This is a genomic window from Tenacibaculum sp. Cn5-46, from assembly GCF_022347705.1.
In the GTDB taxonomy this organism is placed as follows: Bacteria; Bacteroidota; Bacteroidia; order Flavobacteriales; family Flavobacteriaceae; genus Polaribacter; species Polaribacter aiptasiae.
Window position 1 is genome coordinate 292,017 of sequence record NZ_JAKRGD010000006.1, and the last position, 20,245, is coordinate 312,261.

Sequence of the window (20,245 nt, forward strand, 5' to 3'; positions counted from 1 at the left end):
TTAATTTCTAAAACTAACTATACCTTTACACTCGAAACTACACTCTTCATAATTAATTCCAGTTGCTTCAATCTGTTCCAGTGACTCTCTTAGTCTTTCGGAAATAATGAAATCATCTGAAAAATGATGGATATGAAAACAATCTAACCCTTGCTTCTCATAATTATGATTTAACACGATTTTGTTCCCCCATATTCTCTCTTCTAAATCATCTAAATTTTTTAATTTTATTATCAGTTCTTGTTCGTTTTGGTATTTTATAATCTTCTTGTTCTTCTTAAAAAAATCGCCAATATAAAAAGATGACTTTTCAAAATCTATTAATGAGTAATCAAAATAATACTGTAACATATGTAGTTTATAATATTGATGTTGTTTTCCTCTAGAATCCTGATAAAGTGGCAACTTATAAAACCGATGTTCTGGTAAGTTAAAATCTTGGAGCAAATTTTTAATTCTTTCAGATATTACATATCCAAGGCCATTAACTCCATCATGTGAAATAAAATCGGTTACATGAACTCTTTTTCCTTCTGAAAAAATTAATTTATCAAAAACAATATCAACTTCATTAACAAATTCATCTAAAGGAATGTCTCCTTGGTTTCCGTTTGGAAAATATCCAGGGCTAGGTCCTGCAATGTAAGAGCTTTTTCGCCCCTTTCCTGACAGGTTTAACCTAAGTTCATAAAATTTCATTTTGGAAAATATTTTATCAATTATAATTTTGTTCTCTTCCACTTCCTTACTCTACTTCTAGCATTTTTATAAGGTGACGAAGTATTTAACTGTATCATTTTACCTTGAGTCCATTTGTCATACCAAGGCTTTTCATATAAATCTATGTTTTCAGTCCTTTTAACCAAAGACAGAATTTCATTAACAATGGTATCTAATTCACTTAACAATGTTTGATAATCGAAGTGTTCATAGTCCGAATAAAACTTTTGAGCAAGTTTTCCTAATTCGTTCCATTTATAATCTGTTTCTGGGAAATCTACCGTTTCTCCTTTTTCTTTTTTCTTGTGCCATTTTAATACTAGCTCTCCCCAACCAATAAGATAAGCTACCAAATCAGAAACACTCATTTGAGTTCCTTTAGCATGTCCTTCTAGTTCTTTATCTTTAGTCAATTCAAACGGGACTGTTTCCAAATCTTTTTTTAGTTTGGAATAATTGTTTTCTATTTCAAAAATTAACTCTTCTTTATTTTTAGGAACTGCCATAGCGTATTATTTCTTCGTCTAAGAATTCTTGTTCTTTCCATAACATAAAACTAAATGTAAGCGGTATACAAACAACCGCTTACATCTCATTAGCTTTTCATTTTTAATTTACATACCAATCTAAAAACTTTCGATGTCTTATATATGGTATGTCTTTTTCCAATTTCAAGGTTCTTTTCAAAATAACACGATTATCTCTTCTAAACTTTCTATTAGCCCAGTTTTTCCATTCTTTACCAATAGAATAACTTCCTCTGAAAAGCCGATGAGAATCACGTCTTTTTTGCTCTTCCGTAAAATTGTAAAACTTCTTGTTTTTTTTAGTTTTCATTTTGTATTAAATACTGTTAGTACCTAATACATCGTTCCTTTTTTAACTGCCATTTTAATTCATTGCTTTATAAAATAAGAGAAAAGTATAATTACTCTTCAAATTTCCCTTGCCATTTTATTTCGGATTTCCAATCCTCTTTTAGATAATCTTTACTATCATAAATTCTAAAAAACTTTTTAATAGGTAATCCCCTTAAAATGTTTTTAACTGAATCTACTTCTTTACTACTAACAGATTTATCAATAAAAAGTCCGAATTTCAAACTGTCTTTTTCACTTTCTTTTTTTGATAAATAATAGTTCATTACCCTAGATTCCAATTTCTTTAAGTCAAAAGAATATTTATCTGTTTTTAATAGTAAAGAATGATTTTGTTTACCCAAATAAATTGGAAATACATAATCCTTTTTACCCAAACTTATTAAAGTATCCTTTGTTTGAGGCAACTTTAATTTTAATCCAATACTATTCTCAAAAAACTCATAATTGCTGTTTATCTTTCTCAACTTTGTATGATAAACAGAATCGACTTCATGTTTAATCCACAAGGTATCATAAGTACTATTAAATTTATAATCCCATGTGCTACCCTCATGCTTAATTTTTGTACCATAAACCTTCCATTCTGTAGTAACAAGACTATCAAAAACACTTGGGTTTTCTATCAAGAGTAAGTCTTTTAAAAATGTAATATTAGTAGAAAAATTAGTATCAGAAGTGGTACTCCAGTTTCCTATAAACTTAGATTTCTCATCCTCTTTTGCGCAAGATAAGAAGAGTAACATAACAGTAAATAATAGTATTGTCTTTTTCATAGCTTCGAATAAGGTTTCCTATAATTAATTAAGAGTCTTAAAGTTACATTTTTATTAAACCTTTTTTAGCATATTATTTATTCTTTTTTCTGCTTCTTCTTTTGTAATTCCATTATAATAATCTCTTACAAAGGGATGATCAAAATCTTGATGAGGAAAAATTTCAGGTCTACTATTTCCTGTTTTTGTTATAACATTACAAGGAATTGACATTGTATCGTCATATTCTGGTATCATACTACATAACCAACCAAAATATCCTGCTTCATGGTTTTCATTATTAAAGTTAGTTTTATAATCTGAATAACTTTTCTCACTTAACGAAACCCAAAGCCCATAATCTAAGTTTTCACAAAAACCATTCACTTTTTGAGTTAATACTACTCTGATAAATAGCCCTGTACCTTCCTCAAAATCGATCTCACAAAAATCGGAGTTTATCCTGCCTAATGCTACTTTATCTTCTTCAGAAAGAAAATCATAATTAGTTGGTGAGTTAAAAGTTAAAGCTGGCCATTCAGAGTGGACTTGTCCACATTCAGAACATATAAATTCAGCTTTCTTATTTTTCTTCTTTTTCCAAAACATTAAATACCTATTTTATATTTCAATTTAATTAATCAAATAAAGAAACAATGTTAGAAGTAACAATATAATTCCAAATAGTACTTTTAAAGGAAACTGTGCAACACCAAATGTAAAGTTCATAACTTTTTTAATTCCATTAGAAGCAAATGAGATTGACTTTAAGTACACTTTTAAAGCATCTGGTTCATCTTCATTTTTACTCAATTCATTCTTTAATTTTTCTTCATCAAACTTAACTTTATCAGAAACTAATGTCAAAATCTTTTTGATTATTCTATTAATAATCCCACCTACGAATGGGACTTTGTCCGATACCACTTTTGAAACCATGGGAATGGTTATAATATGTATAACTCCCTTAAAAAGTAAACTTAAAACATCTTTTCTATTTTCTTTAGTAGTCTGATTACTAACTTCATTTATATCAGCTACAGCAGATTTCATAATATCCAAAGAATAATTAATAATTCCCCACATATCAGATTTCATTTTCCAAATTAGAAAAAGTAATCCCATAAAGAACCCAGCTAACAAAAAGAGTACAAGTCCAATAATACTATATAAGACATATTCAACATGGACTAAATCCAACATATAGAAACCTATAATAAAAGCCAAAATTGAAATCAAAACTGGTCTAATAACCCAATTGATAACATATTTTGGAAAGACTAATAATTCTACAAAGTTTTCTACAACTTCTTCGTTTCTATATTTATGTATATCAATTCCTAACTCTTCCTTTATTTTATTATCTAGTTTTTCAAGGTCTTTTTTTGTTCTTATTCTCATTAATACAATTTATTTTTAATACGATTCCTGTTTTTGGCTTTTTTCTTTGTCTTTTATTGATCTGCTGTAAATAAAACATATCGATTTTCTAAATCTGCTTTCTTCCAGAACTCTTTACTCTCCTCAAACCAATCCCATGTGTACTCAAAATCTTCTTCAGTTAACTCAAATCCATAATTTTTTGAATCAATCTTATTATACCTTGTTCTTAAATCTGTTTTTGCTATATCTTTCAATGTAGAATAAATCTCTTTTACTTGTTCTGGTGTTTTTAAAGACATTATATAGTTCCTTTTACGATATATTAATTCTCCACCTAAAATTGTATGATTTAAAGGAAAACTTCCATTATCCCATTCCAATTTACCATTTGTTAAACTTCTATGTAATGCATCCCAAGATTTTTCTAATTCTGCAAACCTTTCAGGATAGTCTTCAAAATAAACCTCCTCTATTTCCTCTTGTAAATAATCTAGTCTATCTTCATCCGATAAAAAAGACTTTAATTTTTGAACTTCTTTTTGAGATAGAGAAAACAATACTCCTAAATATGCCATAGCTCTTTTATCTTTTTCTATACCAAACTATTCAACCTTTTCTAATTTCATTTTTGATAAGTTAACTTTTACTCTTTTTCTTGGATAAACTCCATGTTCAAAAGTTAATACAATTTCGTAGTCATTGCCTTCTTTTTCAACTCTTTTTAAATCAATCAAATCTATATTATAATATAGTCCCATTCTATACAATTCATAATCTTCTCCTAATTCTTCTGGTTCAATAACTATATAAATCGAATCAGTACAATTACACATTTCTAGAGGCAATGACTTTCCATCACAGATACTGTACACATAATAACCATACAATTCTAATCGTTCACTAATCATCCCAAGTGATTCAGCAAATGAAGTATTATCTAACTTATTTAAAACAACATCTCGTTTAAACACAAACTCATTACCATACTTGGCTAAATCTAATGTGTCTTCAGAATATATTTTATCTATATTTCTTAAAACCTTTGAATCTATTAACCCAGTTATCCTACTTCCTTTATTTAACTCCTTTTGAGCCAAAGCTTGTTTAGTTAATTCTAAGTTTTTTGTTTTCAGCTTTTTTAGTTGTTCTTTTAAAGTGCTATTTTCTTTTTTTAACTCAGCAAATTCTTTATTTCCAGAGCAAGATATACTGATAATAGAAAGTACAACTATTAAAATTAGTTTATTCATTTTTCTCATAAGTACTAGCAATTTTAATTTCCAACGAATATACTCAAAAAGTACATCTTAATATAGAATATCACTAAACAGAATCGGCATATTCTTTTGGGCTCATTCCTGTTTTTCTTTTAAAGAGCTTGCTAAAGCTTTGACGTTGTTCAAAGCCTAAGTCATAAGCAATTTCGCTTATCGATGCTGAAGAGTTTAACAACAATCCTTTTGCTTTTTCAATTAGGTAATAATGTATATGATCTATAGCACTTTTTCCCGTTTCTTGTTTTAATAAGTCTCCTAGATAATTGGGTGATAAGTGTAATTGGTTAGCACAATATTTAACCGATGGTACTCCTTTGAGTTTTGCCTGATCTGACTCGAAATAATCTGATACTATCGTTTCAAATTGTGCTGCAATTCCTTTATTATGATGACTACGCGTCATAAACTGTCTACCATAAAAACGATTACAATAGTTTAGTAATACTTCAATGTTAGAGGCAATTAAATCGTGACTGTAATTATCGAGTTTATTACTAAACTCTTCTTGAATTGTTTGTGTAACCGAATACAAAGTATTTTTTTCTTTATCGGATAAGTGAAGTGCTTCATTTATTTTATATGAAAAGAAAGAATATTCCTTAATCTTATCATTTAAGGAACTAGAGCGAATTAAATCTGGATGAAAATACAATCCCCAACCAGCGGAAAATGCATTCTTTTCAATATCGGTTATAATACTTAACTGTTCCGGTGCCATACATAAAAGAGCGGCTTCAGAAAAGTCATAATCGTTACGTCCATAAATAACACCAGCTCCTTTGAGCTTTTTTAATACAATAGAATAAAACCCAAAGATTTTACGTGTACCGCTTTTCATGGCATTTAAATTTATTTTAGAAAAGTCGATTAACGTAATTAAAGGATGTGTTGGTTTGTAAGGATAATCGAAAAACTCATGAAGCTTACTAATAGAATTTATCTTAACAGTTTCTGCCATATATTCTTTCTTAAAACATTAAAGCTACTACTTTTTTTATTAAAAAAATCACAACCTACATAGTCAGTACTTCTATATAGGTCGTGTTGATTTTAGGGGGCTTCTATAAATTAAATGATTCCATAAGCATTGACTTGAACTCTACATCGTTCATTTGCTTTCTTCCCTCCATCATTTGTTGGGCATCATTACCTACCAAATATCTTAATCGTTCTTCACCATCGGTAGCTGCTAAAAATGTAATATCTGCAACTTCCTGAGGGTCTTGTCCAGCACTTAACATTGATTCTATCTGTGCAACGGTAGCTTCCCATCCTGATTTATATGCACTTTCTTCAGAAACATCAGGTCTGTCCATCGCTGCAACAAAACCTGTATTAAATGCACCTGGCTGAATTAACTTTAACTTAATTCCCAATGGGTTTAACTCGTATTGTAATCCCTCAGTAAATCCTTCAACTGCATATTTTGTAGCATTGTATACCGAAGTATGAGGCAATCCAACCAATCCTGCTATGGAAGAAAAGTTGATAATGGTTCCACCTTCTTTCTCTAAATTAGGCAATACTGCTTTGGTTACATTCAATACTCCATAGACATTTACATCCATTTGTTTACGAATCATTGCTTCCGAACTATCCATAAAAGGGCCTTGTAATCCAAATCCTGCATTGTTTACCAATACATCAATTTTTCCAAATTGCTCAATTCCTTCCGCTACTGCTTTGGTTATCGATTCTTGGTTTGTAACATCAAGACGGTTTACCAATACATTTTCTAATTGTGTTAACTCGGTTTCTTTTTCAGGGGTTCGCATGGTTGCAATAACATTCCATCCTTCTTTCTGGAATTTTTTTGCGATTAACTTCCCAAATCCTTGACTTGCTCCTGTTATTAATACTGTTTTTTTCATCTTCTTTTTTATTTAAATAGTGTGGGGACAAAAGTAGATGGGAAGGTATTTTTACTCGAAGCCATTTTACTGGAATACGAAGTCATATTACTGATTCGTGGTAAAAATGGTTGTTTCTACTTCTTAATCCTATTCACTTTTACATAAAACCATGGCACTTCTTCTGCATTCATAGGATTTTTTAAATACTCCTTAATCTCATTCCAATTCTCAATTTTTTCAAAAAGTCCAAACTCATTTATTTTAAGATCAAACTTATTTTTCAGGTCACTTACTAAATCATTACAATGAAAAGAATGAAAATCTCCACCTTCCTCAATTCCAATAATATCATAACCTAAAAAACTTCCTGCTCCTAAATTCTTTTCTTTATTTTTAAGTTTATTATAAATCCCAACTTCTCCTGTGTTAGGTTCAATAGGTTTCGTTACTTCCAAAACTTGACTAATCTCCTCTTCAGAAAAACTAATACTCAATATTTCATAATCAGAATCATTAGAAAAAAAACTCTCTTTATATTCAATTAATGTTTCTAAATCAGAAAATGTATTCATCCAACCAAGCTTTTCTTCATCTAGCTTCTTATCAACCCATGTATGAATTTCTTCAATATTGTTATCAGTTAAATTAAAAGTCAATTTTGTATCCTCAAGTGATTCTCTTTCAACTGTAGTCCAAGAAATTGCCCAATCATCAAAAAAAGAATCATTTATACAACGACTACAAGTAAAGACTTTTGAACCTTTAATTCCTCCAAAATCTATAGGTTTTAATTTCACTAAATAATATGCCCCTATGAAGTAATTTGATGTGTTTTTCATAACATTTATATATTCTCAAAAGATAAATGGAAACTTATCTTAGTATTATTAAGAAGTTCTTCTTTAAATAATTTAGTCCTTAGCAACCTCAAATTCTTTTTTATTCATTTCAGAACAAATAATCAACCAATCTTTGCAATAACCAGACCTAAAAAAATAAGACTGTACTATACTTTCATTACTTATTTCATTTGAAATATTGTCTTCCGTACTATGTAAAACTAACGTAGGATTATCATTCAAATATTCATTTAACTCTAGCAAAACTGCCTTTGTATTTCTTCTATGAGTTATTTCTCTAACTAGATTAAAGGAACTTATATCAGGTAAGCTTTGAAAAATAACATTATTAAACTCTAAAACAGACAGCACATAAGTATTAGTACCGTTAAAGTTCCATTGTTTAATAGTAATTGTAGTTCTTTTTTTATTGTTTTCTATGATGATTTTTTCAACTATACCATCAAAATCATCATTACCATTTAAAGTTATCTTCTTCAATTTTTAATCTTTTTTATAGCTTTTCTAATAGTTTATATACTATTTTAATTCTCAACGAATATACTCAAAAAGTAAACGGCAAGTTTCTAATGGATAACTTAAACAACAACAATTAGGTTTCGTCTATCAAAAGAAACTATCTGTCATTCAAAGTAACGATTTAAGCTAATAATTGACAACACACTGTTTTAAAAATTAATTTTACCAACAGAACTATTTATTAATAATAGCGATTAAAATGTTAAAAGAAACGATACATTACTTCTTTCTCATCAGTTTATTATCTCATAGTTTTAATGCTCAAACCAAATCTTTCGATTTTGTAGCTAACCCCGTTGCAGAAAATGTATATAGTATCGTTTCTCCTTCATTTGGATTACCTACTCCCGAAAACAAAGGTTGGAACTCTAACAGTCATTTTGTAGTTACTAAAGACGGAGTGTTGTTATTCGATACAGGCTCTTCGGAAACCATTGGAAACGGGATTAAAAATGCTATTAAAAAAGTGACTAACAAACCCGTTCGTTGGGTGATTAACTCTCACAGTCATGCCGATCATTGGTTAGGGAATGCTGCCTTTTCCAAAGCTGAGATTTTTGCTAGCAAAGCTGCTTTAGAAACCATGAAAAAGTACGGAGAAGAAGATGTAGCTTTTTTTAATAGAGCTACCAAAGGAACCATTGGTACAACTCGTTTGCTATATCCTAACAAATTAATTACCGAACATCAAAAGATGAATTTTGGTGGTGTAGAAGTCGAATTCCTTTTTTCTAACAACGGTCACTCACACGGTGATGTATTGGTATGGTTACCTCAACAAAAAATAATCTTTGGAGGCGATGTATTAAGCTCTAACTGGATGCCTATTATTATCAATCCTAAAAAAGTTCCCAACCTAATTCAAACGCTTAACACCATAGCTGAGTTGCAGCCTATACACGTACTAACTGGTCATGGAAATGTTACCAAAGGAAGTGCTGTAATACGTGATGCTAATCTGTTATCCAAGGTTTGGAAACTCGTTAAAGATGCTAAAGGAAAAGGAAAAACAGAAAGCGAAGTTCTTACAAGTATTGAAAGTAAGCTTGCTCCCACTTACAAAGATCTATATACCAACTTCACTACGGAGATAAAACGTTATGTTGAGGTGTTATTTAAAACTTTATAAGCTCTTTACCTCACTACTACAGTTTCAAAAATAGCCTTTAACTCTTCTTTGTTAAATTCTGTATTCGTTCTAATTCCTATAAACAGCTTATCATTTGGTTCCTTTTTATCTAATGGTTCAAAGTTTACATTTGATCTATTTGTAATCTCTTTATCTGTCCACAAAGCAATTGTTCGTTTATAGTTCCCAATAGTATCAATATGTAATTCGCAATACTTAAACCGTTCTTTCTTTTCTTCTGGAATACAAAATGGAATCAAATATTCTTTCCCTTCAAACTTTAATGAGTAATAAAACTCACAGTTGTTTTCCTTGTCATTTTCAAAAACTACAGTTTTGTTGTTCTCATGTAGTTTTAAGTTTTTTATTTTCTTAGTTATCTCATCTAAGTTTACGCTCCCTTTTTCATCTTCATATGGCTTTATATTTATTTTGTTTAAAAACTTTTGAAGCGTCATAAAGTCCATGCTCTTTTTACTCTCTTTTATAAAGGAAGCTTTGTCCTTTGGTGGGCTTGAATACCAACCATAGTCAAAAAGAAAACTAGAAGTACCATTTTCAAGTTTTCCTACAAAAGAATCAATTCCTTTTACCTTTTTATATTTAAATTCTTTTGGTAGAATAATACTGAACAACTCAAAGTCTATTATATGATTTTTTCCATCTTTTTGGGGAATATATTTTACTCCGCTTGTATTACAATTAACCAATAATAGAAGTGAGCATAAGAGAAGAAGGTTACTTTTCATATTTTTTTTAGGTAAAGATAAAACAACTTGTTTTTTTAAACGCTTTTTATGTAATTTAAACAAAAATTAAAACGGGTAATTTCTATACTTAATCTTGAATAGAGAATTACAAAAATGCTATTTTAAAGAATGAAATTAATTGACTTCATAAAAAACTTAGACCAAATTAATGAAGACTCTTTTCTATATGTAAAAAGAGTTGACAATAAATTCTCTATTAATTCTGATGTTAAAATATTAGAACTAAATGAAGAAGAAATGGAGTGGAAAACCACAGAGGTAACTAAAAGAAAGTGCCCTGGATTTGAATATTTTATGGAAACTTTTTTGATTAAAGAATTTATTGATGATTTAAAATTAGAAGAGTATTCTAATCTTGAAAAAAAATGTGCTAGATTGATTCATTATGTTGAATTTGATGCTTAAAAAAGACAAACATTAAAAGTTAATTGTTCAATCATTAAACAATAAATTACAAATAATGAATATCAAAAAACTCATAGGTCTTTTATGCATCTTATTGGGTGGTTTAGTACTTTTTTATAAAGATGCTGGAATTTCTGGTTTTGGAGGATATCTTGATAAATCCTATGAAAACATAGCTATTAGCGCTACCCTAATTATAGTTGGTTTCTTAATTATAAAACGAAAGAAAAGTAACTAACAAAATTCTCTTACCTTCAAAAAATCTAAATATTAAACAATGAATCAAAAAGAAATTACTTATTCTGATTTTTATGAATTAATTTTTAAAGTTCTTCCTGATTTTCGAGAGATGAAAGTTTTCGAGCAACATAAAAATGAACTCAATGACGATTATATTGGTATGCTTATATGTAATGAGCTAGCTAATAAAATGATGAAGGAAACCGAACTAGGGAATAAAACTATTTCAAATAAACTACTGGAACTAATTGAAGAAATATTAGTGAAACATCCAGATTCCATTATATCTAGTCTTATTGGGACTGAGTTTATTGTTAGTATTTTAGAATACCCTATGAAAAAAGAACTAAAAATTAATCTTTTAAAACAGATGAAAAAAGAAACAATTAAAAGCTATAAAATAGCCAAACAAGGTTATAAAGAGGTCTTTCTTTAGTTATTACTTCTTCTTTTCTAATATAAGACACAAAAATTTCGTATCTTAGAGCAGACGTAGAAATTGTATGTCCTTCACTTTCTCCACAACTTCCCTTTATACATTCAATTTTAAATAACCTTACATCCCATAGCTAATAGGTTTAGTTATGGACTAAAATAATGTTATTAAAGTTGAACTTATGAAGTACTATTTGACCAAAAATCATTTAAACGAAGAAGATAATTACATCGCACGTGTGTTGGCTACACGCAGTGTAAGTCAGGCTGCTCTGATTAAAAAGATGCTAGAAAAACGAAGTGCCGTAGGTAAAACAGACATTGTTGCTGTACTCAACTCTTTTTACGAGACCATTGTACAATGCATTAAAGATGGTGATACTGTAAACTTACCACTGTTCAATATTAGTTATTCCATAACAGGGGTTTTTGATAATGATGAAGAAGTCTTTTCCGAAAAAAAGCACAAACTTCATTTAAAGCTTAAAACGGGAAAATTAATTAAAAGTGTGCTTCATGAAGTGCCTATTAGTAAGGTTGCAGCGCCTAATACCTATACACAAATTACACAGGTAATAGACATTGGTTCTGGAACTACCAATCAGCAAATTACTTCAGAAGGCCTTTTCGAATTGTTGGGAAGTCGATTAAAAATAGCGGGATCAAACCCTAGTGTGGGATTGTATTTTGTTGGAGAAGATCAAACAGAAATTAAAGTAACTCGTTTTTCTCGCAATACCTTTAAAAACATTATTGCACAAGCACCTCAACTATTACCAGGGAAGTATCATCTTCGAATTAAATCGCAGTTTACTTCAAATCCACAAGCCTTTTTAAAAGGAGTTCGTATTAGCGATACTTCTTTTAAACTAGTAGTGGTTTAAGTTTCTTTTAGCTTAGCAACAAGTACTATTTAAATTCTAATTCTTTTCATATTATAACGGTCGCTATAGTTTATCTATAACGACCGTTATGCTGTTATTATCACTATGCTTATAGCAACTCTCTCATTACCGTGTTTGATTTACTCCGCCGAGCGGTCTCCAAATACTTTGCTTAGGCTTCTCCTTTTTAAACACTTAGTGGTTAAATTTTAGTCCGCTTAGGCTGTTTCTTTTTTACAAAGGCCTTAAGAAAATGGCTTCACGCAATACTTGCCATCTATTGTCTTCAAAACGCAATTCAATATTACATAGTAATTGCATTTCTTTTCCATTCATTCCGCTGTGTTTTCTCGTAAGTACACAAACAGCTGTGTCTCCAAGGACATGAAAATCGTGCCAATCTGCCCAAGTATTTAACTGGGTTTTACCTTCTGCTGCTTGCTTAGCAAAATGCGCTTTAAACTCTTGCTTGTTATAGGTTTTTACTTCGCCATCTGGCAATACCAATGTGGTATGAAAGTCTTTGTGATAAATGGTTTCTAAAGCTTCAATATCGTAATTTGTGGCTCTGTCTATTAAATGATCCATTGCCTTACGAATTGCTTCTTTGGTATGTGTTTTATTTTGTGCGTTTGATACCATGGTAAAAACGGTTAAGATGGTTAAACATATTTGTGTTAAGTGCTTCATTGATGCTTGTTTTATCAATTCTTTTCTTAGTACAAAGATGCTCCGCTTTCCCTAGTTATAGGCTACCGTTTTCTTACGAATAGATACCATTTTGATAATCGATTCGGTACTCTTTGGGCGACAGCCCTGTTTTTAATTTAAAAAACCTCGATAAGTGATTGGATTCTGAAAAATGCAACTCGTCTGCTATTTCCGAAATTGTTTTTGAAGTATGTATGAGTTTCATTTTTACTTCAAATAGGAGTCTCGATTTGATAAAGTCGGTAACCGTTACATTGAACTGTGCCTTTACTGCTTTGTTTAGCGATATTCGACTTATTTTCATCATTCCTGCATAGTCTTCCACTCGTTGGTGAGTATGGATGTGTTTTTCTACCAACTTTCGAAATTGATAGGCGGTATTGTCTAATGATATTGCCTCGTTGAACTTATTGATTTCAAAGTAATTTCTATTTAACGATATTAAGATATAATACAATAAGGATCGTATAATATGCACACTATCACTTTTAGGGTGTACCAACTCCTGTTTAATCTCTCGTAACTTTAATAGGTTATCGTCCATATAAGACGGGGCTACTTCTATTGCCAAAGGAAACTCAGTTTGGTAAAAATATAGTAATCGGAAAATAAAATACTGATCGGAAAAGAAGTCGTTTAAAAAATTGTCTTGAAACAATAACAGTTGCCCTTCAAACGTAGCAACATCAGCATGCCACGAATGGTGCTGATGTTTTGATATAAAGATAATACTGTTGGGTTTTAGGGCTATCTTTTCGTCATTGAGTTGTAGAAAACCTTCCGCCTTTTTTAGGAAGAAAATCTGAAAGAAATCTGCCGACACCGTTGCATTGGTTAATTCAAACGGACATTCGGACTGAAAATCTATCGCGTTGAGGTGTAAATTAACCCCACATATGGTTTTGTTAAACTCTAAATATTCCATTTTCTATTTTTAGAATAAGATATAAATTATATCTACAGTTAGTTTTTATATTTGCCAAAATCATTTATGCTATGAAAAATCTTTTACTTTTATTTATCTTAATATTCTTAATAATTAGTAATGTTTATCCTGCTCCATTTTTAGATAAAAAAACTAAACGGTTAAAAACTTGGATAATAATTGTTCTTGGTATAGCATTATTAATATATATAGCACTTGTATTTTTAGCTTAAAATAACCTACAGTTTTATCTTATTTTGTTTTTACTATTTTTACTCTATGGAAAACAGCTATGATCAACTTAATATCGAATATGTAGAAACTAAAAAAGTTTCTTCTTTTGTCAAATATTCAACTATCATTTTAATACTCATTTTCGCGTTTATTCCTCTTGCTGAATTAATTGATGTGTTAGATTATAATTACGCTGCTCCACATACGATACACCTCTGTATTTCTGATTTACCAATTGAGCCTTTACAGTTTAAATCACTTCCTCTATCAAATTAATCATTATTTTCATAGGTTCCTTATCCTATATGATAAAACTGTTATAACTACACTTTTATAATACTACGGTTTCTCCATCATTAGGCACTAAGATACTTACCTTTTCTTTTTGTGCTTCTTTGCGTACCATATCTCTTGTAGTTTTACAATGGTCTAAAGATTCCATGTGTACAGCTATTACTTTTGCTTTGGGTGCTAACTTGGCTACCTCAACTGCTCTTTTTTCATCCATTAATATTTGTGCGCCTCCATATTCTGCACCTCCCGAATTTACAACAATTATTGCTGGGTTGTATTTTTGAATGGTACTCTTAATCTCATCATCTAAAAGACAATCACCTACAATATATACTGTTGGATATCCTTTGGCTTGCAATACAAAGCCCGATACTTCTCCCAATGCTTTTAATAACTGATCTGGTCCGTGTTTACCTTTGGTACGGATAATTGTTGTTCCTTCAAATACTGCTTTTTCTTCTACCAATTGTACCTTGGTAAACGAACTTTCTTCTAAAACTTTTTTATCAAAAGGCTGTCCGAATAAAGGTAAGCTTTTATCTAATGCTTTTTTTGCACCTTCATCAAAGTGATCTACGTGTGTATGCGTTACTAAAACAGCATCTAACCCTTTGGTAATATCGCTAACTGGTAAAGGTAAATCTACAGTTGGGTTTAGGTTTTTGTTAGGCACTACAAACGACATAAAACTGTGTTTTGGTGATAATGATGGGTCTACCAAAAAGGTTTTTCCGTTATAGTTTAGTTTTAAGGTTGCGTTTCTTATTAGTTGGATGCTTACCGGTTCCATATTCGTTGTTTTTAATTGCTTACAGGCTGTTAATAGCATAATAGCTATGAGTGCTATAGGTAATCTTCTCATTATTAAAATTTTATTTCTGCAAAGATCCTCCCTTTCTGCTGTTATTGGGCTACCAATTATTTACGAATACCTACCATTTTGATAAGCAAGCACTTTTCTATTGAATGAAGCCTATTTAAAAAATAAGGTAAACCCTTATTTCTAGTATGGTTTTCCGTAAGTAAAGGTAGTTTTTAAATAGTAGGTTTGTTGCATATCAATAAAAACTATAAAAACGAAATTCCTAATGGATATTGAAGACTTTTTAAAGATCATTCAAAGATGGACTAATAACGTTCCTCTTATAATTTTAGGTAGTGGAGCTTCTGTTCCTTTTTCTTTACCTTCAATGTGGACTTTAGGTGAATACTTAAAAAATAATATTACTTTTTCAGAAGCTAAGGATAATAAACAGTTTGAGGAATTTGTCAAAATATTTAATCAAACAGAAGATTTAGAAAGAGCTCTTTCTGATTTAAATCTAAGTTCTAGTGTTTTAACAGAAATTGTAAACAAAACTTGGGAATCTGTAAATAAAGCTGATTTAAAAGCTTATGAACAATTCATATCTAATCAAATTCATTTTCCTCTTGTAGAATTGATTGAACATCTTTTATCTTCTGCTGGTAGAAAGGCATCAATAATTACTACTAATTATGATAGATTAGCCGAATATGCAGCTAGTTTTGCTAAAGGAGTAATTTGTACTGGTTACAACCAAAATTATATTGGTCACTTCTCTAATGTAATACATAAGAATAATTTAAAAAGCTTAAAGGGATATTCTGGGCAAGTCAATATTTGGAAAGTTCATGGGTCTCTTGATTGGTTTAAAACAGAAAACGAAGAAAATGTCCAACTCCCATTGCGACATTCAATTCCTAAGAATTATATACCTTCTATTGTTACACCAGGATTAAGTAAATATTTTCAAACTCACCAAGAGCCGTATAGAACTATTTTTACTGAAGCAGATTCAGAAATTGAAAATGCAACTGGTTTTCTTTGTATTGGCTATGGCTTTAATGATTTACATGTTCAACCTAAATTGACTAATCAAATAAGAAAAGGGAAACCAATTATAGTAATTACTAAAGAGCTAACTCCAAAAACCAAACAAACCATTATTGATAATAAATGCCCAAACTATATCTTAATTGAAGAGGATAAAAACAATCCAAAAAATTCAAGAATCTTTTCTTCTAAATTTAACGAAGAGGTAATTGAAAACGTAAAATACTGGGAATTAAGTCAATTCATTAATTTAATCAAATAATTATATGTCAATATTCAAATTTGTAGATGAACAGTCTATCGGAACAGTATACAGTGTTGATACTTCTACATTAGTTATTAAAATAGAAGATTTAGATAAATTAAGACGCTTACAGGTTAATCATTTAGTTGCTATTAAAAGCTCAAGATCTGGGCAGTTTTTAATCGGTATAATTAATAGAATTACACGAAAACAATTCGATGAACAATCTGAAATAGAGAATAATGAGTTATCTAGTTTTATTTTAACAGAGAATATAATTAAAGTTAATTTAATTGGAACAATATTAGATAAATATGGTTCAAAAGAAAACGTATTTAAAAGGACACTTGATACTGTTCCTGAAATTGATGCTATGTGTTTTTCTTTAGAGGGAGAAAACATAACTAATTTCATGAAAACTATTTCTACTCAAGAAAATTATGAAATCCCTCTATCAATAGGGAATTATTCAATTGATGAACAGGCTAAAGCTTTTTTAGATGGAGATAAATTATTTCAACGTCATGCTGTTATAGTTGGAAGTACTGGCTCTGGAAAATCTTGGTGTGTTGCAAAATTAATAGAACAAATTGCTACACTCCCTATGGCAAATGCATTATTATTCGATATTCATGGAGAGTATAGTACAGATAGCTTTAAAACCAATGGAATCCAGCATTATAAAGTAGCAACTCCATCAGAATTAGGAAATACTGGAAATCTCGAAAATGGAATTTTAATGTTACCCTATTGGTTATTATCTTACGAAGAAATGCTAGCTATGTTGCTAGATAGAAGTGATAGTAATGCTCCTAATCAAGCAATGTTATTTTCTAAAATTGTATTTGAAGAAAAATTAGCTTTCTTAGACTCAATTCAAGATACTGAATTCAAAGATACTATAACAATTGATAGTCCAATCCCCTATAAAATAGAGAATGTTGTTTCTAAACTAAAGAAACTTGATGAAGAAAGAGTACCTGGCTCACGTCCTGGCACAGACAAAGCAGGTCCGTTTAATGGAAAACTAACTAGATTTATTCAAAGATTGGAAGCTAAAAGTCAAGACAAAAGACTTGGTTTCTTATTTCAAATATCAACTGATGAATTAGATATAGATTGGATGTCTAAATTATGCGAGAATCTAATATTAGGTTCACAAATAAACTCTAATAAAGCTGGGGTTAAAATTCTTGACTTTTCTGAAGTTCCTTCTGACGTTCTACCATTAATTATAGGACTAGTAGCTAGATTAGTTTTTAGCATTCAACAATGGACTATCAAAGATTATCAACATCCTATATCTTTATTATGTGATGAAGCTCACTTATATATACCCGAACGAACTAGTCAAGATTCTGCTAGCAGTTTAGGTCTAAAAAGTTTTGAAAGAATTGCCAAAGAAGGACGGAAATACGGAGTTAGTTTAACTGTAATAAGTCAAAGGCCATCAGAAGTAAATAGAACAGTTTTAAGTCAATGCAATAATTTTATATCTCTAAGGTTATCAAATGCAGAAGATCAATCAGTTATAAAAAAACTTCTACCAGACAATCTTGCTGGTTTAACAGATGTTTTACCTGTGCTAGATATTGGTGAAGCTCTTGTTGTTGGTGACTGTTCTTTATTACCTACTCGAATACTAATTGATGAGCCAACAATCAAACCTGAAAGTGCTACTGTAAAATTTTGGAAAGAATGGAGTAATAAGGAAGCTAAACAGGATGTTTTAAATGCTGTAATTGGATTACGAAAACAGACAAAATCATAAAAATAAAAATCCCGAGTAAAGAACTCGGGATTTTTGTTTACGATTTTTGTACTCTTCCTACAGCACAGCTTACAAACGATTTTGCTTTGTGCAGTACCGTATTGTCCGCTCCTACTTCTGGATAGCCTAGTTTTGATAATTTTTCTTTTACCAATCCTAGTGTAGCCTCGTTACTTACAAAGGTAACTAATGAGTCTTCTACGCTTACGGCAACGTTGTCTACTCCTTTTATGCTACTTACTCCGTTTACAATGGTGTTTGCACAACCACCGCATTTTAGGTTTTCTATATATACTTCTTGTTTCATGATTACTTATTTTTCTCTTGCCATTCTAAATAGCCTCCTAAAATATTATAAGTTTCAAAGCCTTCTTTCGATAACATTTCCGAAGCTATTTTACTTCTTCCACCCGATCGGCAATAAATATATACTGGTTTTGTTTTGTCTAACTTTTTTAAAGCTTCCTCTTTAAAACCATCTGATGTTACATTTATTTCTGTCGCATTTTTAATAATACCATGTGCCCATTCTGGTGGTGTACGTACATCTAACAACTGAATGTCGGCTTCGTTTTTTAAAACCACTTGTAAATCTTCTACCGTAATATCTTTTACGCCTTCGTTTTTCGATTTACACGACATTGCAATGGCTAGTATACTTACTAGTATTAAAACGTACTTTTTCATCTTAAATTATTTTAATGTTGAAGGACAAACTTGGGCTGTTCTCTCAATATTAGTTTCTTTAATTGCCTTGTATCCTCCTGCTACATCTATTACATTATGATATCCTCTTGCTTTTAAAATTGATGCCGCGATTACCGAACGGTATCCTCCAGCACAGTGGATATAAAAATCTTCTTTTGTTGGGAACTCCGCTATATGATCGTTTAAGAAATCTAACGGTGTACTTGGTACGTCTACTATATGCTCATTAGCATACTCTCCTGGTTTACGTGCATCAAATACTTTCGCATCGTTTTTCATTGCTTCTTCCAATGCTACTGCCGATACCGAACGCATAGTATCTACTTCTTTTCCTGATGCTGCCCAAGCCTCAAAACTTCCATCTAAATATCCTACTACATTATCAAACCCTACTCTCGATAAACGTGTAATGGTTGTTTCTTCTTCTCCTTTTGGTGTTACTAATAAAATTGGTTGTGCTACGTCTTTTATTAAAGCTCCTACCCATGGCGCAAAGGTTCCGCCTAATCCTATAAATATTGATTGTGGAATGAATCCTTTGACAAAATCGAATTGGTGACGTACATCTAATACAATTGCCTCTGCGTTAGCTGCTTTTTCAAATTCTTCTACCGATAATGCTTTGGCTCCACTTTTAATTACCTCATCAATCGATTGGTATCCTTCCTTGTTCATTTTTACATTTAACGGGAAGTATGCTGGCGGTGGTAACAATCCATCAGTTACTTCAGCAATAAACTCTTCACGAGTCATGTTTTCACGTAAAGCATAGTTGGTTTTCTTTTGCTCTCCTATAGATCCTACTGTTTCTTTACTTAGGTTCTTTCCACATGCCGATCCTGCTCCGTGTCCTGGGTATACTATTACATCGTCTCCTAAAGTCATTACTTTAGTTCGTAAGCTATCGTATAACATTCCCGCTAACTCTTCTTGCGTTAAGCTTGCTGCTTTTTGTGCTAAGTCTGGACGTCCTACATCTCCTAAGAATAAGGTATCTCCACTAAATATTGCATGCTCTTTTCCTTCCTCATCTATTAATAAATAAGTAGTACTCTCCATGGTATGTCCTGGAGTGTGCAATGCTTTTATAGTTACATTTCCTAAGGTAAACTCCTCGTTGTCTGTTGCAATATGCGTGTTGAACTTTGGGTTTGCCGTAGGTCCAAATACAATGGAAGCTCCTGTTTTCTCTGCCAAGGTTACGTGACCACTCACGAAATCGGCATGAAAATGAGTTTCAAAAATGTACTTAATCTTCGCTTCATCTTTTTCAGCTCTGTTTATATAAGGTTGTACCTCTCTTAAGGGATCAATAATAGCAGCCTCTCCATTACTTTCAATGTAGTATGCTCCTTGTGCTAAACAACCTGTATAAATTTGCTCTATCTTCATAAT

At 31.0% G+C, this 20,245-nt stretch carries 27 protein-coding genes; 8 read left to right on the forward strand and 19 right to left on the reverse strand.

All coding sequences use genetic code 11. From position 1 onward, the window contains the following. From MHN29_RS14000 to MHN29_RS14055, 12 genes are all read right to left on the reverse strand, one after another. Positions 1–741, reverse strand: a complete 741-nt coding sequence (locus tag MHN29_RS14000; RefSeq protein WP_235275174.1) for a hypothetical protein — start codon at positions 739–741, stop codon at positions 1–3. Further along, positions 720–1,226, reverse strand: coding sequence for a ClbS/DfsB family four-helix bundle protein (locus tag MHN29_RS14005; RefSeq protein WP_235275175.1), 507 nt, complete (start codon positions 1,224–1,226; stop codon positions 720–722). The genes MHN29_RS14000 and MHN29_RS14005 overlap by 22 nt, the downstream gene beginning before the upstream one ends. 103 nt (positions 1,227–1,329) lie before the next feature. Further along, the gene (locus MHN29_RS14010) at positions 1,330–1,557 is read right to left on the reverse strand and encodes a hypothetical protein (RefSeq protein ID WP_235275176.1); all 228 of its coding nucleotides are present in this window, start codon (positions 1,555–1,557) and stop codon (positions 1,330–1,332) included. A 91-nt stretch (positions 1,558–1,648) separates the two neighbouring features. Then, complete coding sequence (locus MHN29_RS14015; protein WP_235275177.1) at positions 1,649–2,374, reverse strand: hypothetical protein; 726 nt, start codon at positions 2,372–2,374, stop codon at positions 1,649–1,651. Between the two features lie 54 nt (positions 2,375–2,428). Then, positions 2,429–2,962 (reverse strand): DUF2199 domain-containing protein, encoded by a 534-nt coding sequence (locus MHN29_RS14020; RefSeq protein ID WP_235275178.1) that lies wholly within the window; start codon positions 2,960–2,962, stop codon positions 2,429–2,431. Positions 2,963–2,986: 24 nt separating this feature from the next. Then, positions 2,987–3,754, reverse strand: a complete 768-nt coding sequence (locus MHN29_RS14025) for a hypothetical protein (RefSeq protein WP_235275179.1) — start codon at positions 3,752–3,754, stop codon at positions 2,987–2,989. A gap of 53 nt (positions 3,755–3,807) precedes the next feature. Beyond that, positions 3,808–4,311 (reverse strand): YfbM family protein, encoded by a 504-nt coding sequence (locus MHN29_RS14030; RefSeq protein WP_235275180.1) that lies wholly within the window; start codon positions 4,309–4,311, stop codon positions 3,808–3,810. A 27-nt stretch (positions 4,312–4,338) separates the two neighbouring features. After that, positions 4,339–4,986, reverse strand: coding sequence for a hypothetical protein (locus tag MHN29_RS14035; protein ID WP_235275181.1), 648 nt, complete (start codon positions 4,984–4,986; stop codon positions 4,339–4,341). A 73-nt stretch (positions 4,987–5,059) separates the two neighbouring features. Next, positions 5,060–5,971 carry an AraC family transcriptional regulator gene (locus MHN29_RS14040; protein WP_235275182.1) on the reverse strand — a complete coding sequence of 304 codons (912 nt, stop codon included), beginning with the start codon at positions 5,969–5,971 and terminating at the stop codon, positions 5,060–5,062. Between the two features lie 103 nt (positions 5,972–6,074). Beyond that, entirely contained in the window at positions 6,075–6,884 is an 810-nt protein-coding gene (locus MHN29_RS14045; protein ID WP_235275183.1) for an SDR family oxidoreductase, read from the reverse strand. Positions 6,885–7,000: 116 nt separating this feature from the next. Further along, complete coding sequence (locus MHN29_RS14050) at positions 7,001–7,705, reverse strand: hypothetical protein (protein WP_235275184.1); 705 nt, start codon at positions 7,703–7,705, stop codon at positions 7,001–7,003. 72 nt (positions 7,706–7,777) lie between these two features. Continuing rightward, complete coding sequence (locus MHN29_RS14055) at positions 7,778–8,206, reverse strand: hypothetical protein (RefSeq protein WP_235275185.1); 429 nt, start codon at positions 8,204–8,206, stop codon at positions 7,778–7,780. Positions 8,207–8,444: 238 nt separating this feature from the next. On the opposite strand from MHN29_RS14055, the gene MHN29_RS14060 reads away from it, so the two are divergent. After that, a complete protein-coding gene (locus MHN29_RS14060) occupies positions 8,445–9,374 on the forward strand; it encodes an MBL fold metallo-hydrolase (protein WP_235275186.1) in 930 nt (309 codons plus the stop codon). Between the two features lie 5 nt (positions 9,375–9,379). Here MHN29_RS14060 and MHN29_RS14065 read toward each other — a convergent pair whose 3' ends face one another. After that, positions 9,380–10,123 (reverse strand): hypothetical protein, encoded by a 744-nt coding sequence (locus MHN29_RS14065; RefSeq protein WP_235275187.1) that lies wholly within the window; start codon positions 10,121–10,123, stop codon positions 9,380–9,382. A 129-nt stretch (positions 10,124–10,252) separates the two neighbouring features. Between MHN29_RS14065 and MHN29_RS14070 the strand changes: the two genes are divergently transcribed. From MHN29_RS14070 to MHN29_RS14085, 4 genes are all read left to right on the forward strand, one after another. Further along, entirely contained in the window at positions 10,253–10,549 is a 297-nt protein-coding gene (locus MHN29_RS14070; protein WP_235275188.1) for a hypothetical protein, read from the forward strand. Between the two features lie 55 nt (positions 10,550–10,604). Then, complete coding sequence (locus MHN29_RS14075) at positions 10,605–10,787, forward strand: hypothetical protein (protein ID WP_235275189.1); 183 nt, start codon at positions 10,605–10,607, stop codon at positions 10,785–10,787. 39 nt (positions 10,788–10,826) lie between these two features. Then, complete coding sequence (locus tag MHN29_RS14080; protein WP_235275190.1) at positions 10,827–11,225, forward strand: hypothetical protein; 399 nt, start codon at positions 10,827–10,829, stop codon at positions 11,223–11,225. A 181-nt stretch (positions 11,226–11,406) separates the two neighbouring features. Next, the gene (locus MHN29_RS14085; protein WP_235275191.1) at positions 11,407–12,108 is read left to right on the forward strand and encodes a DNA-binding domain-containing protein; all 702 of its coding nucleotides are present in this window, start codon (positions 11,407–11,409) and stop codon (positions 12,106–12,108) included. 234 nt (positions 12,109–12,342) lie between these two features. Here MHN29_RS14085 and MHN29_RS14090 read toward each other — a convergent pair whose 3' ends face one another. Continuing rightward, positions 12,343–12,798, reverse strand: a complete 456-nt coding sequence (locus MHN29_RS14090) for a nuclear transport factor 2 family protein (RefSeq protein WP_235275192.1) — start codon at positions 12,796–12,798, stop codon at positions 12,343–12,345. Positions 12,799–12,871: 73 nt separating this feature from the next. Next, positions 12,872–13,744, reverse strand: a complete 873-nt coding sequence (locus tag MHN29_RS14095) for an AraC family transcriptional regulator (protein WP_235275193.1) — start codon at positions 13,742–13,744, stop codon at positions 12,872–12,874. A 279-nt stretch (positions 13,745–14,023) separates the two neighbouring features. Between MHN29_RS14095 and MHN29_RS14100 the strand changes: the two genes are divergently transcribed. Next, positions 14,024–14,254 (forward strand): hypothetical protein, encoded by a 231-nt coding sequence (locus MHN29_RS14100; RefSeq protein ID WP_235275194.1) that lies wholly within the window; start codon positions 14,024–14,026, stop codon positions 14,252–14,254. A 55-nt stretch (positions 14,255–14,309) separates the two neighbouring features. On the opposite strand, the gene MHN29_RS14105 is transcribed toward MHN29_RS14100, so the two are convergent. Further along, entirely contained in the window at positions 14,310–15,134 is an 825-nt protein-coding gene (locus MHN29_RS14105; protein WP_235275195.1) for an MBL fold metallo-hydrolase, read from the reverse strand. Between the two features lie 226 nt (positions 15,135–15,360). On the opposite strand from MHN29_RS14105, the gene MHN29_RS14110 reads away from it, so the two are divergent. Then, positions 15,361–16,389 (forward strand): SIR2 family protein, encoded by a 1,029-nt coding sequence (locus MHN29_RS14110; protein WP_235275196.1) that lies wholly within the window; start codon positions 15,361–15,363, stop codon positions 16,387–16,389. Between the two features lie 4 nt (positions 16,390–16,393). After that, the gene (locus MHN29_RS14115; protein WP_235275197.1) at positions 16,394–18,142 is read left to right on the forward strand and encodes an ATP-binding protein; all 1,749 of its coding nucleotides are present in this window, start codon (positions 16,394–16,396) and stop codon (positions 18,140–18,142) included. Between the two features lie 37 nt (positions 18,143–18,179). Here the strand turns inward: MHN29_RS14115 and MHN29_RS14120 are convergent, their stop codons facing one another. From MHN29_RS14120 to MHN29_RS14130, 3 genes are read right to left on the reverse strand one after another with little or no spacing between them, the layout of a single operon-like run. Next, the gene (locus MHN29_RS14120) at positions 18,180–18,449 is read right to left on the reverse strand and encodes a heavy-metal-associated domain-containing protein (RefSeq protein ID WP_150901323.1); all 270 of its coding nucleotides are present in this window, start codon (positions 18,447–18,449) and stop codon (positions 18,180–18,182) included. Positions 18,450–18,451: 2 nt separating this feature from the next. Further along, positions 18,452–18,829: a rhodanese-like domain-containing protein gene (locus tag MHN29_RS14125; protein ID WP_150901324.1), complete on the reverse strand. Its 378-nt coding sequence runs from the start codon at positions 18,827–18,829 to the stop codon at positions 18,452–18,454. A gap of 6 nt (positions 18,830–18,835) precedes the next feature. Further along, positions 18,836–20,242, reverse strand: coding sequence for a rhodanese-like domain-containing protein (locus MHN29_RS14130; protein ID WP_235275198.1), 1,407 nt, complete (start codon positions 20,240–20,242; stop codon positions 18,836–18,838). Positions 20,243–20,245 lie beyond the last annotated feature (3 nt).